12 protein-coding genes are annotated in these 13,577 nt (G+C 70.1%); 3 read left to right on the top strand and 9 right to left on the bottom strand.

What is annotated here, in order from left to right:
- Positions 1-495 precede the first annotated feature (495 nt).
- The 7 genes from F603_RS0103075 to F603_RS0103045 all read right to left on the bottom strand — a co-directional run bounded on the left by F603_RS0103075 (position 496) and on the right by F603_RS0103045 (position 8,054).
- The gene (locus F603_RS0103075; protein ID WP_106431215.1) at positions 496-1,569 is read right to left on the bottom strand and encodes a M48 family metalloprotease; all 1,074 of its coding nucleotides are present in this window, start codon (positions 1,567-1,569) and stop codon (positions 496-498) included.
- 63 nt (positions 1,570-1,632) lie between these two features.
- Positions 1,633-2,109, bottom strand: a complete 477-nt coding sequence (locus F603_RS0103070; RefSeq protein WP_019544546.1) for a Pycsar system effector family protein — start codon at positions 2,107-2,109, stop codon at positions 1,633-1,635.
- 26 nt (positions 2,110-2,135) lie between these two features.
- Positions 2,136-3,257, bottom strand: a complete 1,122-nt coding sequence (locus F603_RS0103065; RefSeq protein WP_019544545.1) for a hypothetical protein — start codon at positions 3,255-3,257, stop codon at positions 2,136-2,138.
- A 67-nt stretch (positions 3,258-3,324) separates the two neighbouring features.
- Complete coding sequence (locus F603_RS0103060) at positions 3,325-5,427, bottom strand: hypothetical protein (RefSeq protein WP_019544544.1); 2,103 nt, start codon at positions 5,425-5,427, stop codon at positions 3,325-3,327.
- On the bottom strand, positions 5,424-6,263 hold the full coding sequence (locus F603_RS0103055; RefSeq protein ID WP_019544543.1) for a hypothetical protein: 840 nt from the start codon (positions 6,261-6,263) through the stop codon (positions 5,424-5,426). Before F603_RS0103055 ends, F603_RS0103060 begins: the two co-directional genes overlap by 4 nt.
- Before the next feature lie 115 nt (positions 6,264-6,378).
- Positions 6,379-7,164, bottom strand: a complete 786-nt coding sequence (locus F603_RS0103050) for a Crp/Fnr family transcriptional regulator (RefSeq protein ID WP_019544542.1) — start codon at positions 7,162-7,164, stop codon at positions 6,379-6,381.
- A 467-nt stretch (positions 7,165-7,631) separates the two neighbouring features.
- Positions 7,632-8,054 (bottom strand): secondary thiamine-phosphate synthase enzyme YjbQ, encoded by a 423-nt coding sequence (locus tag F603_RS0103045; protein ID WP_019544541.1) that lies wholly within the window; start codon positions 8,052-8,054, stop codon positions 7,632-7,634.
- Between the two features lie 78 nt (positions 8,055-8,132).
- Between F603_RS0103045 and F603_RS0103040 the strand changes: the two genes are divergently transcribed.
- Positions 8,133-9,242 carry an NAD(P)-binding domain-containing protein gene (locus F603_RS0103040; protein WP_019544540.1) on the top strand — a complete coding sequence of 370 codons (1,110 nt, stop codon included), beginning with the start codon at positions 8,133-8,135 and terminating at the stop codon, positions 9,240-9,242.
- A gap of 470 nt (positions 9,243-9,712) precedes the next feature.
- Here the strand turns inward: F603_RS0103040 and F603_RS0103035 are convergent, their stop codons facing one another.
- The gene (locus F603_RS0103035; RefSeq protein WP_019544539.1) at positions 9,713-10,732 is read right to left on the bottom strand and encodes a LacI family DNA-binding transcriptional regulator; all 1,020 of its coding nucleotides are present in this window, start codon (positions 10,730-10,732) and stop codon (positions 9,713-9,715) included.
- Positions 10,733-10,955: 223 nt separating this feature from the next.
- Here F603_RS0103035 and F603_RS0103030 point away from each other — a divergent pair, with 223 nt between their 5' ends.
- Entirely contained in the window at positions 10,956-11,600 is a 645-nt protein-coding gene (locus F603_RS0103030; protein ID WP_019544538.1) for a class I SAM-dependent methyltransferase, read from the top strand.
- Between the two features lie 131 nt (positions 11,601-11,731).
- Positions 11,732-12,538 (top strand): ABC transporter ATP-binding protein, encoded by an 807-nt coding sequence (locus F603_RS0103025; protein ID WP_019544537.1) that lies wholly within the window; start codon positions 11,732-11,734, stop codon positions 12,536-12,538.
- 38 nt (positions 12,539-12,576) lie between these two features.
- Here F603_RS0103025 and F603_RS0103020 read toward each other — a convergent pair whose 3' ends face one another.
- Positions 12,577-13,554, bottom strand: a complete 978-nt coding sequence (locus F603_RS0103020; protein ID WP_019544536.1) for an alpha/beta fold hydrolase — start codon at positions 13,552-13,554, stop codon at positions 12,577-12,579.
- Positions 13,555-13,577 lie beyond the last annotated feature (23 nt).

Below are 13,577 nucleotides of genomic sequence, written 5' to 3'. Positions count from 1 at the left end.
CGCTCCGGGGGGAGCAGGCGGGACCTGCCCGGGTGACGTACGGGGGCTCAGCGGCCACAGTCGCCAGGGGCGAGGCGGTCCCTGGCACGACCCTTTGTTCGTCCTCCGGTACAGCGCGCCAGCTTCGTTGTCCGTCCCTCCCTGGACATCCGCCGACCCGCAGGCTCCTGCCGACAGCCGGCCGGTACCGGCGCCCGTCGAGAGGATGGATGGCGAAATCCGCGTCATTACCATTGCCGAACAGCATGACCTCGGCCAATGGCGCCTCTCCGAACGGGACATCCGTCCAAGTTGCATCCGGCGGAAGCCCGAACCGTTGAACACGCTCGCGATATTCCACGCGAGGTCGAGCGTAGGGGGACTCACGACCGGCTTTCTGGTTGCCCCGCTGTGGTGTCCGCGCTCAGCCCCGCACTCACGGGTGAGCTTGCAATCGAGGAAGCTCACCTGCGCCTGCCGGTTGGGGAGTGCCGACCTCTCCCGGAGCAACATCACTCAGGCTCCTCGCCCCCGGAGATACGGCGCCAAGTGGTGCAGGCGGGTGTAGTAGTCGGGATGTGAGGACAGAAGCGCCCCGGAGAGGCTTCGCCCCCGGCCGCGCGCTCTCGCACCTGTGATCGTCGACGCGGTAGCACCGCACCCGGACAGAGCGGAAGCCGTCACACGTCCGCTGTCCCTTTCCGCGGCTTGCATCATGTGCAGCACCTCGGCAAGCATCGGCCCGAAACCGGACGCAGCCGCATGCTGATCCGCCCGCAGTTCGGCCCGGCGGGCCACAGCGGCGAGCAGGTACGGGAGCACCACCAGCGCCAGGGCGACGAACCAGTACGACACCGCGATCACCACCACGATGCTGCCGACCACCAGAAGCAGCGCCGGCACCCAACAGCCCATGCTCCTACGACTGCTGGCGGCGAGGAGTTGAACCAGCCTTTTCACGGCGGACCACGCAAGCCGTCCCGGAACCGCGTACCACTGCGCCAGGAGCGAGGACCATGCGTGACCTCGGACATGGTGCCCCAGCTCGTGAGCGAGGACCGCAGCGAGCTGCCCACCGGACAGGTTCTCCAGCGAAAATCGAGTGACTCCCACAATATGACCTGCCGCGGCCAAGGCGTTGAGATGTTCGCTGTCCTCGATCCACAACTCGTAGGCGCGACCCTCGACTCCCGTCCGTGCCGTCACCTCCCTCCACAGCGGTTCGAGCTGAATCCGTTCCATTGGTGTCGGGTGCCGGAGAGCCAACAAGTGGCGGGCTAGGGCCCTTTCGGTAGGGCGATGAAAAGCCAAGGCCCCAGAGGCGAGCCAGAGCAGGACGCCCAGCCAAGCCATGGCGGGAAGAAGAGCGTGGAAGAGCAACGCCATGATTGCGAGGCTTGCGAGGAACGAGGGCAAATGCAGCAGCAGATGGACCACAGCCGTGGCATCGATGCCCCGCTGCCGCTTGGCGAGGTGAACGCGGCCACTGCGACGGAAGTCCTCGTGCCCGTCACACGGATCGGACCGGTGGTACGGACGGTCGTGCCGGAAACTACAGTCTGGGCGTGCGGACTTGGGAGGTTCAGTCATGAGAACTTCCTGTGTGTACGGCAATCGGATCGTGACGACACGGTGGGGCTCGCTGACATGCGTTCAGCCGACGAGCCACGCCAGGGGCATGAGCAGCGCTCCTGTGCTGTAGACGGCCAGGCCGGCTCGTATCCACCGGTGTTTGGCGCCGACGATGCGGCTGTTCTGGGCCAGCGCCTCGAGGACCCCGTCAGACTGACGTGCCTCGGTTACGGCAAGCGCCTCAGCGAGGCGGCCACCCTCCGTGGCCCGATGGATGTCTCCGAAGTAGGTCAAAGGCCGTCCCGGAGTCCACCGGGCGGTGCCGTACCGGGGCATGACGGCGAGGAGCAGACACACCAGTGCCCCGGCCAGAGCGGCCGTTGCCGCCCACAACAGCACGTTCCCCGCAGCGGAGAGCCGCAACGCGGACCCTTCTCGGACCGCGAGCAGGCCGACGAGCAGGCTGACGGTCATGCTCATAGCCCCCAGGAGCAGCGACGCCTTGCTGTCCGCGCGGGCCGTCTCGGAGCGCAGCTCCGTGAGCAGACGGGTCCCCACCGGTGGAGCTTCTGTCCCGCCGTTGTTCACCGCTCGTCCTCGGCATTCTCGGCACGTGCCCTGTCCATCTGCTCGTGGAGACGCACCCGGGTGTCGTCGAATTCGGCCCAGGGCAGAGCGTCCGCTGCGGAAGGCGTAGGAGTGGCAACCGGAAGGTTGTGGGCGAGCATCGCTTCCACGATCTCCACCGCCTGTGCGTTGAGGCCCGCCCGCTGATAATCCTCCAGGTTCCCTTCCTTCAACACCTGCACGGCCAGCTCGGACTGGCTTCTGATTAGGTCCATCTGGTCCTTGCGCAGGTTCTCCATCACCAGTCGCGAATCCTCTGGGTTCTGCGCCAGGTGCAAAGCCCACATCGCCACGCCGCCCTGCCGGAGGTACCGCTCGTAGTGGCGGATCTTCTCCGCCTCCAGCTCCCGCACCTCCTCCTGCTGGCGGTTCCGCAGCATGACCAGCTCGTGATCGTGCCGCGCCTGCTTCGCGTTCCGCTCCGCTGTGGCCCGGTCCTCCTGCATCGCCAAGTCGTGCGACAGGCCGAGCTGTTGGTCCGCGTGCCGAATCCGCCGGATCTCCTGCTGGTGGGCGATCGCGGCATCGTCCAGCCTCAACCGCACGGCGCACGACGTGAGCAACCCGGCCGCGTCTCCCAGCGCGCCTGCATCGGCGATCGCCCGGCACACGGCGCGTTCGGCATCCGCGCTCCGCTCGACCGGGAAACCACGGCTGACCGGACGCATCAGTCCTTCCAGACGGCGCGTCAGCAGAGCGGGTACGCTCCGAACTCCGCTGGTCACGAAGAGGTGCGGCCTGGATACCTGCCAGGTCATCTCCACCTCTGCGGTGAAGTCGAAGGCGTCGTTGTCGCTGGGCAGCGGCAGTGAAGCGGTGCAAACATGCACCCCGACGTCGACTTCGTAGACCGCGGTGTACCGCCTGCCGGCCAACAGGGAGCGCGTCGGCCGCTGTGGTGGCAGGTAGACCTCAAACTTTCCCTTGTCCGTGGTGAAGACCAGTGCGTTGTCGATCCGGCTGTAACCCCTGCGGTGGTCGAAACGGGACAGCTGACGCACGGTGAGCACCGGATCGATCAGATCGCTGTGCCGGTTCGCGCCCTGGTCCCAGTCGGGCTCGCGGCGGAGGTCCACCATGGTTCATCTCCTCGCTGAAGGTAATGCGGAATTTCGCGGTCCGTGGCCGCGAACGGGAGGCGGCGTCTTACAACACGGCCGCCAGACGGTCTGCCACCGCGGGCGGGTCACCTCTGTGTCGGCCGCGGAGCGTTCGAAGCATGTGGTCGAGGCGCTTTCGGTCAGCGTCGGAGCTGACGAGCGTCGGAAGCAGCATCGTCAGTTCCCGCTCGGCCCGCGGATCGCCGTCAGCCTCTAGGATCCAGCCGGCCAGGGCCTTCAACGCATCGTTGGTGTAGCTCAGATCAGCAAGGGCGGTCCGCCACAGCGAGGCCAGCCGGTTTGCGTCCTCCGTGCCCGATGCGGCGGCCTCCGCATACCACCGCAGCAGCAGTCGGCTGTCGGCGCGCGTGCAGGCCAGAACGAACGCATGCAGCGCCAGCCGGCGGCCGGACGCCCCGACCTGGAGGAAGTCGAGCAATCCCTGTAGTACGTGGCTGCGCACCGGTGCCGACTCGTCGCTCAGCAGCAGCGCGACAGACTCGGCGATGTGTTGGGCCTCCTCCTCGTCGTCCCCGGTATGGATGGCTTCCGCCAACGCCTCCAACGCCTCGTCGGGCATCCGCGGGCCCACGAGGGCGTAGGCACGGATAGCGGTCCAGCGAAGCCGCGGCCCGGCCTCCTCGTCGCACCAGGAACGCAGGATCTGCGGGATGTTGGGGGCATCGACGGCGTGCGCCATCGCGAGGGCATTGGCGGCGACGAGGCGGTCACGGTAGAGCTTCGACTTCGCCCAGCCCTCAATGAGCAGGGCCATCGCCGACGGCAGGTCCGTGCGCGCAAGCACAGCGGCGGTCACTGCCGCGCGGGTTCGCACGAGTGGCCGGCCGTCCTGCGCGAGCTGCCGGAGCCATGCGAGCAGAGCCGGCCGCGCGGAGGGGTGGCTCGTCCATACCTCGCGCAGTACCTCACCGGCGGCTGCGGGCTCCTGAAAGCGGGCCATGCGCTGACGCACGGGCCCCCACTCGGTGTGTTCCTCCTTCCAGTACTCGACAGCTCGAGCAAGGTTCAGGCGCGCGGTGATGGACGTCCCGAAGATGCCTACCCGGGGCTCTCGCCCGCCGTCTTCCGTTCGTTGGAACTGCGCGTAGAGCGCGTCGCTGAGTTCTGCGGTCAAGGCGTAGGCAGCCTCGTCGAACGCCGCCAGGGAGATGAGGAACGCCTTGTCCCGGAGACGGGTTTCGTTCTCCCCGAACCATTCCTCGACCTGGCCCCGGACCAACGTCGGGCCGACATTCGCCAACTCCTGGTAGGTCATCGTGCCGTCCCCGTGCGCGGCCAGGTTCTCCGCGAACACCGCCGCCTCCCGTAGCTGATGGTCGTCCCGAGCAAGGAATCGTCGGGAAACGTCCAGGGCCAGCAGCTCGTTCTCCCGCCGCGGATTCTGCACCGAGGCATGCAGGTGCGACCGGAGCACGGCTTGGGGCGACGGCGGCCGCCATGCGACGACCGGCACGCCATGCAGGGTCGCGAACAGATCGACGGTGACGACCAGGTAGGCGCCCTTCTCCCTGAGGACGTCTCCCGCGGCCCACAGATCGATGTCGCGCAGCGGGTTCTCCCTGCACGTCACCAGGTCGCTGATGAGGTAGCCGGGCGCATCGCCGTTCAACTCGTCCCTCAGCGCGGTCGGTCGGGTGTTGGGGTCGACGGCGCGGATGTGCTCGGCGCCGAGGGCGCGCAGCAGCATCAGGGCACCGCTGCGACGACCGGTGAAAGGCGCACCGGACAGCACGAGGACCCGTTCGTCGTGCAAGCGGTCACGTAGGGGGTGCACTCGTTCCTCGTAACCGGCGAACACCATGGCGAGTTGGTCGAGTTCGGCGGACGGGATGTTGCCGGAGGTGCGGGTGGAGACACCGAAGCGGTAATGGTGCTCCACCTTCGTCCCGAGGATGACGTCGCCTGCGACGCTGCCTCCGCTGACTCCCGTCTGATCGCCACCGACCAGACTGCCGCTGACGGCAGCCGGTACGTGCTCGTACAGTTCACGCCGAGCTGCCCAGGGGTCCTGCGGGCGATCGTCTGCCGCGCCGGGCTGCTCGTCGCCCGCCTGCTCCTGGTTGTCGGCCGACGGAGCGGAGTCGTCCTGGAACTGGTCCGCCTGCTTGTCACCGGGCTGCTCGCTCATGTGCGCTCACCCCCGCCTTCACGGCGGACACTGCCCATCACCACGTCGCCGGCGACGTGGCCGCCGCTGACTCCCGTCTGGTCGCCGAGGACCTGGCTACCGCCGAAAGACGCAGTGCCGCCGTTCATCGTGATGCCCGCGGCAGGCGCCGACACGGGGGACTGCACGGCGGCACCGCCGTGCGTGCTCGCGCTTTCACTTCCGGCGGATGCGGGCTCCGGGGCGGAGACGGTGTTGCCGTGCGGCTGCGGACCGTGCAGCCACAGGTCGAGCCGGTCTTTCTTCACGGCAACGGGCACGTGATGGAACTCTTCCGGCCGCATACCGCGGTGCCCATGGCGGACCACGCCCTGGTAGACGGGGGGCGACACTCCCAGCACGCAGTCCGCTTTCCGCTGTGCGAGGGCCTTACGCAGGACGTCGCAATCGAGCAGCCGACAGGACTGGTTGAGATCGTGTCCGACGAGCCCGCCGACCGTCCCCTTCTTCGAGTCGAAGGCGACCTCTCCTGCGGCCAGCACCATCCGCAGCCGCATCTGTGCACTACTCGACGCCAGCCGGTTGTACTGCCGCAGCCCGTCCGGGGCAGTCGTCAGAAGGGCTCGAAGCAGCGCGGTCTTCGGGATCTCGGCGCTGACCAGAACGATCAGGCCGTCCCCCCGGTCTTCGCGGTACTGCATGTTCCGCTCGACGCCCGCGTCGGCCAGGGTGTCCTCCACCACGTTGTGCAGTTCCCGGCGCAGGCAAGCCTGCGCCACGTCGTCCCGCCGACTGAAGTCCTCAATGTCCAGCAGCAGAATGGTGCGGTTGACGGGTTCCGTCAGGGCCAGGCTCATGGGTACCTCTCGGACAATCGGGCTCGGTCCGGAGCACTATCCCGCGAGGGTCTGACAGCGGAGAAGGAACGCCTGCACACAGCGTCTGTAACCGATGACACACAACTCGGCCCGGTTACCCGGTCGTTGACTGTCCGCCGCCCCCTATCCGGCGCAACTGGTCCGGGCGGACGATGACCAGCCCCCTGCGGCTGGTCCGGACGATGTCGCGTTCCCGTAGCTCCTTCAGGAGTCTGGCCACCGCCTCACGCGAGGACCCGACCGCGCCTGCCAGCTCATGTTGGCTGAGGCCGGCTGTCAGGCGCACTCCCTCCGCATCCTCGGCCCCGTGGGTGCGCGACAGTTCCAGGAGCAGGAGCGACAACCGCTCACGAACGCCAAGTGCTCCCTGCTCCACGCGCCGCCGGTCACTGGCGCGTGTCCGGTCCCCGATGAGACTGAGCAGTTGGAGAGCAGTGGCGGGAAACCTTGCGAGGTGGTCCAGGAATTCGCCGCGCTCGATCGCCACGGCCTCGACCGCCCCGAGTGCTGCCACTGTCGCCGAACGCGGGCGGCCACTCACCGCGGAGGCCTCCCCGACGACGTCCCCGGGGCCACGCAGGGCCAGCAAAGCTTCGTAGCCATTGGCCGCGGAGTGGGTGACCTTGGTCCAGCCGGCAAGGATGATCACGACGTGGGTGGACGGTTCGTCCTGACGAACCAACACGGACTGCGGTCCGTACTCCATGGGTCGGCTCAGCTCCAGCAGGGCGACACGTTCCTGGTGCTCCAGTCGTGCCAGAAACGGCACTTGGTCGTCGAGCCTGCCGACTCGTGACTGAGTCGTGGACCTGGACCTCGCGGAACCGGCTGCCGACCTCGACCACCCCGGCACGGGGCTGTCCATGCCGTCGGTTTCCACCTGTACTCCCCAAGCCCAGGTCGCTCCGCTCCAGCGAAGCCGTCTCCTCACTCAGTGAATCCAACCTCTGGCACACGAGCAAGAGTGCCCGGCGGCGTGCTTCGCATCGCCCTGAGCGCATCGGCACGGCGAACAACCGGTCCCGCAGTTGTGTGCCAGGTGTGCGCACAGGTCCGAACTGCCGCGCTCACAACCACTGCTCGCTGTCAGCCCGCACGCAATGGCCCGAGGCCTGCGGGGGCTTTTCTCCGACCTGCATGCCCTCCTTGCTGCCAAGGTCTCGTCGTTGCCGTCCGCACCCCGATGCCGTGCCGGGCGATCCGCGAGGGTTCGAGCACGGCCTCAGCCAAGAAGGCCCTGCCTTACAAGCCAGGGACGTCCGCCGACGGCCGGGTCCGGCGCGCGGAGCACCCGGCCGCGTTTGAGCCCAGCCGGCTCCACTCGCCCGCTTTCGCCCTTACCCGAGCTCACCCCAGGAAACTCGCCCGCACCTGCCGATTGGGATTGTCCCGGTTGGTGTCGACGAGGCAGACCGACTGCCAGGTGCCGAGTTCGAGGGTGCCGCCGATGACGGGCAGGGTGGCGTGCGGGGGGACGAGGGCGGGGAGGACGTGGTCGCGGCCGTGGCCGGGGGTGCCGTGGCGGTGGCGCCAGCGGTCGTCGGCGGGGAGGAGGTCGTGGAGGGCGGCCAGGAGGTCCTCGTCGCTGCCGGCGCCGGTCTCCAGGATGGCGATGCCGGCCGTGGCGTGGGGGACGAAAACGTTCAGGAGGCCGTCGCGGTCGTCGGCTGCGCTCGCGAGGAAGGTCTCCAGGTCCCGGGTGAGGTCGACGACCGTCTCGTGGGAGCCGGTGTGGATGTCGAGCAGTCGGCTGTAGAGCGCTTGGGTCATGGCCACATCCTGCACGGGGGACGGCGAGTCGTCACACGGGGAGGGAAGCTCGGCGGGTGAGATCTGGTTGAAGTGTCTATGGACGACGTCACAGCGGTGGTGATCGGTGCCGGGCAGGCGGGGCTGTCCGCCGCATACCACCTGCGCAGGGCGGGCATCGTGCCCGGTCAGGACGCGGTGGTCCTCGACCACTCGCCGGAGCCCGGGGGTGCCTGGCAGTTCCGGTGGCCGACGCTGACGTACGGCAGGGTGCACGGGATGCACGCGCTGCCGGGAAGGGAGCTGCGCGGGGCCGACCCGCTCCGGCCGTCCTCCGAGGTGATCGGCGAGTACTTCGCCGCATACGAGCGCGCCTTCGACCTGCGGGTGCGTCGGCCGGTGGACGTACGGGCCGTGCGGGAGGCCGGCGACGGGAGGCTGCTGGTGGAGACGTCGGCCGGGGTGTGGCGTACGCGGGTCGTCCTCAACGCGACAGGGACCTGGGACCACCCGTTCTGGCCACGCTTCCGAGGGCAGGAGGTCTTCCGCGGACGGCAGTTGCACACCGCCGGCTATCCAGGGCCCGCCGGGTTCGCCGGTGAGCGGGTGCTCGTCGTCGGTGGGGGCACGTCGGCCGTGCAGCACCTCATGGAGATCGCCGAGGTGGCGGCGGAGACGTACTGGGTGACGCGGCGGCCGCCGGTCTTCAGGGAGGGCCCGTTCGGCGCGGAGGAGGGGCGCGCTGCGGTGGCGCTCGTCGACGAGAGGGTGCGCGAGGGGCTGCCGCCGCGCAGCGTCGTCTCGGTGACGGGGCTGCCGATGACGGAGGAGATGCGCCGTGCCCGGGAGGCCGGGGTGCTGGAGCGGCTGCCGCTCTTCGAGCGCCTCACCGAGGACGGTGCGGTGTGGGCCGACGGCTCCTTCGCACGGGTCGACACCGTTCTCTACGCCACCGGCTTCCGGCCGGTCCTCGGGCACCTCGCACCGCTGCGGCTCCGCGAGCCCGGCGGCGGTGTCCGTACGGAGGGGACGCGAGTGGTGCGCGATCCGCGAGTGCACCTCGTGGGGTACGGGCCGTCGGCGAGCACCATCGGTGCGAACCGGGCGGGGCGTGCTGCGGTACGCGACGTGCAGGCGCTGCTCGCCGCCGGGACTGCGAACGGGGGGCGTCCCGCTGGCGCGTCGGGGCGGGAGTTGGCGGGTGTGTGAGGAGTCGGTGCGGACGGTGCTGCCCGGGTGACCGGGTATGAGGGGTGGGGTACGACGAGTGGTCTTCCGCATCCGGTCGGAGGCGCGTCCGGGTTGGGGCTTCAAGCCGCAGCACCGTCACGTCGAGTTGGCCGAGCTGACGCGCCTTCCGGCTTGCCCAAGCGTCCGGAAGCGGCCTTCCGTAGCGAGTCGAAGAAACAAGGTCGGGACTCCGGGAGCACAACCCGCTCCCGAGTGCGCCCGGTTGAGAGGGCCACCGGGTCCCCCGCCTTGCCCAAGGTTCCGAGGGTGCAACTGGCTGGGCGTCGAGTCGAGTTCGCAGGACCCGCCGGGTTCCTGGGCGCGGTGAAGTCCTCCTGGCAAGCGCCAACTCCACGGTGTTCAGCGGGGTTGCGCTGCCGCGGCACAGTGGCCCCGCAGCGCTGAAGGGGCAAGCAGCGCCCGTGCCGCCGTCCAGCCTGCTCGGTCGTTCAGGCCGGGCGCGTCCGCAACGAGGAGTCGCGGACGACGAGTTCGGGCTGGAGGACGATGCGCTGGTGGCGGTGGGGGGTGTCGCCCTCCGCGGTCTCCTCGATGAGGAGCTCGGCCGCGGTGCGGCCCATGCGGTAGGCGGGGCGGCGGACGGAGGTGAGGGGGACGGCTGCCGCTGCGGCGAACTCGATGTCGTCGTAGCCGACGAGGGCGACCTCCTCGGGGACGGGGACGCTCGCGGCGTAGAGGGCCTGGAGCACGCCGAGTGCCAGCAGATCGTTGGCGCAGAAGACGGCGGTGGGGCGCGGGGACATGCCGAGGAGACGGGCACCTGCGTCACGGCCGGCCGGGACGTCGAGGCGGGCGCACTCGATGCGGCGGAGGGTGCTCTCCGGGTCGAGGCCGGCGCCGCGGATCTCGTCGCGGAGCCCGACGTAGCGGTCCTGGCACTGGGGCAGGTGCATCGGGCCGCTGACGTAGACGAGATGCCGGCTTCCCTGTTCGAGGAGGTGGCGGGCGGCGAGGGCACCGCCGGCGACGTCGTCGACCGAGACGGAGCAGGACTGCTCGGCCGGCACCGGATGGTCGACGAGGGCGTACGGGATGCGGTGGCGCGCGAAGGCGGCGAGGTTGCCGCCCGTGGGGTCGGCGGGGGTGAGCAGGGCGCCGCGGACGCGCTGTTCGGCGAAGAGGGAGAGGTAGGCGGCCTCTTCCTCGGGGGACTGTGCGCTGTTGCAGAACATCACCCCGAGCCCGGCGCTGCGCGCCGCGCCCTCGGCGCCCGAGGCGACCTGGACGAAGAACGGGTTGACCATGTCGAGGACGAGGAGCGCGAGGATGCGGCTGCGGCCGGCGCGGAGCTGGCGCGCGGACTCGCTGCGTACGTAACCGAGTTGGTCGATGGCGGCGCGCACTCTCCTGCGCGTGGCCTCCGCGACGACTTCGGGGCGGTTGATGACGTTGGAGACCGTGCCGACCGAGACCCCAGCCCATCGGGCGACGTCCTTGATGCCGACCATGTCCGAGTGCCCCCGCGTCGACGGCTGCCTCTTCACCTGCGAAGTAGTCTGTTTTCGCGGTAAGTTGGGGGCCCCGTGGCCATCGCTCCCGGATGCTTCCCCGCCCTGCGTCGCGTCGACGCCGCCGCTCTCCCGCACGCCGCCATGCTACGCACCGTCCGCACGGGCCGCGCGGCGAGGCCGAACTGGCCGGGCCCGACGGCAGCGGATAGGTTCCTCGCTCGTGACCGAGACCTCCCCGCACCTTCGGGCGACGGCGGCCGCGTACGACGCCGTCGCCGAGCAGTACGCCGAGTTGGCCCGCAACGCCCTCGACGCCTTTCCGCTCGACCGCGCCGTGCTCGCTGCGTTCGCCGAGCTGGCGCGGGCCGCCGGCACCGGGCCTGTCGCCGAAGTGGGGTGCGGGCCCGGGCAGTTGACCGCGCACCTGCACGGCCTGGGGCTCGACACCTTCGGTGTCGACGTGTCGCCCGTGATGATCGGTCTCGCCCGCGAGGCGTACCCGGAGCTGCGGTTCGAGGTCGGGTCCATGGCGGCGCTCGAGGTGTCCGACGGTGCGCTGGGCGGCATCGTCTCGTGGTACTCGGTGATCCACGCGCTGCCCTCCGACCTTCCCGCGTACTTCGCCGAGTTCCGGCGGACGCTCGCACCCGGCGGCCCGCTGCTGCTCGCCTTCTTCGAGTCGCGGGGCGGCCCCGTCGCCCCGTTCGACCACCGGGCGAGGACGGCATACCAGTGGCCGATCGACACCCTTGCGGGGCTGGCCGCCGAGTACGGGTTCGTCGAGGTGGGGCGGATGCTGCGGGAGCCCCACGACGACGAGCGGTCGCTTCGGCGCGGGCATCTCGTGCTGCACAGAGGCGGGTGAGCCCGTCCGCGTCCGCATCCCGAGACCGGCCGCCGACGTGTGCGCGACGCAACTAACCTGGGCGGGCGCGGACCGCACGGGCCCGCGCACACGCGGGTGGCAGCGCCCGCACCACGCACAGGGAGGCGGAGTTGAGCGCACCGGCGGAGTCCACGGGACCGGTGATCGCCCTGCGCGGCGCGAGCGTGCGCCGCTTCACGACCGACCAGGTGATCCTCGACTCGGTCGACTGGCAGGTGCGGCACGGCGAGCACTGGGCGCTGCTCGGCGCCAACGGAGCCGGTAAGACGAGCCTCCTGCGGCTCGCCGGCGCACTCGCGCACCCCACGACGGGCACGGTCGAGGTGCTCGGGAAGCGCCTCGGCAGCTTCGACGTGCGGGAGCTCCGCGCACACCTCGGGCACGTCTCGGGCGGCCAGCAGGTACCGCTCGACGCGACGGGCCACACCGTCGTCCTCACCGGCGCGAGCGGCACCGTGCAACCGCTGTGGCGCACGTACGACGACGCGACGCGGGAGCTGGCACACGCGCTCCTCGCCGAGCTCGACTGCAAGGAGCTCGCGGACCGCCCGTTCCGCGTCTGCTCCGGTGGCCAGCGGGCGAGGCTGCTGATCGCCCGCGCGCTGATGCCGTCGCCCTCGCTGCTCCTGCTCGACGAACCGTTCAACGCGCTCGACCTTCCCTCGCGCGAGGACCTCATCGACACCATGTACCAACTGGCGCAGAACCGCCCCGAGTTGGCGACGGTGACGGTCACGCACCACCTGGAGGAACTGTCGGAGGCGACGAGCCACGCGCTGCTCCTGCGCGAGGGCCGGGTGCAGGCGGCCGGCGACGCCGGGGAGGTGCTGACGGACGCGGAGCTCACCCGCTGCTTCGGCCGCCCGATCCTCGTCTCCCGCACGCACGGCCGCTGGCAGGCGCGCTCGGGACGCTGAGGCGGGAACCCGCTTGAGCAGCAGGGAAGTTGGACCGATCAAGCAGGCAGCCCGCCGAGCCACTCGACGAGGAGGCGGTTGACCTCGTCCGGCTGCTCCTGCTGAATCCAGTGGCCGCACCCGTCGAGCGTGTGCGCTGAGGTCAGGCCCGGGAGGGTGGTGGGGAACGCCTCGATGGCCGGGGCGAGCCAACCGGTGGTGGCGTCGTGGGCGCCTCCCAGGTAGCACGAGGGCTGGGTGAGCGGCGCGCCCGCGACGTCGGCGAGGTCCTCCCAGTCGCGATCCATGTTGCGGTAGCGGTTGAGGCCGCCCGTGAGGCCGGTGCGCTCGAACTCCGCTGCGTAGAAGTCCAGTTGCTGCTCGCCGAGCCAGAAAGGGCGGGCCGCGGGGAAGCGGTCGCGCAGGGTGCCGCCCCGGCTGACGAAGTGGGGCGCGGGGTCGTCGGGCCCCGGCATCGTGTCCGCCGACATGGCGGCGTAGATCCCCGAGAGCCAGCCGCGCACGTCGGGCTCGATCTCGGCCTCGGCACGCCCGGGCTCCTGGAAGTAGGAGACGTAGAACTCTTCCTCCCCGCCCATCGCCGCGAAGATCTCACTCGGTCGCTGCCCGCCGCCCGGCGGGGTGTAGGGCACGCTCATCATCGCGACGGCGCGGAAGACGTCGGGATGCAGCAGCGCGGAGGTCGAGGCGATCGACGAGCCCCAGTCGTGCCCGACGACGACGGCGGTCCGCTCCCCCAGCGTGCGCACCAACGCGGCGCAGTCGGCGGCGAGTTCGCGCATCCGGTAGGCCCGGATCTCCTGCGGCCTGGAAGAGCGGCCGTATCCGCGGACGTCGAAGGCGACGGCCCGGTACCCCGCGTCGGCGAGCGCAGGGAGCTGGAACCGCCACGAGTACCAGGACTCGGGGAACCCGTGGACGAGGAGCACCAGCGGGCCCGTACCGGCCTCGACGAGGTGGGTGCGGCCCGCGGGGGTGGGGACGAGGCGATGGGTGAGGCCGGTGTCTTGCGGCATGTCTCCTCCGGAGGTCGGCGGGA

This window comes from Streptomyces sulphureus DSM 40104 (assembly GCF_000381025.1).
GTDB classification, from domain to species: Bacteria; Actinomycetota; Actinomycetes; order Streptomycetales; family Streptomycetaceae; genus Streptomyces; species Streptomyces sulphureus.
The sequence above is the reverse complement of the archived record's forward strand: the minus strand, read 5'-3'. Positions and strand labels throughout refer to the sequence as shown.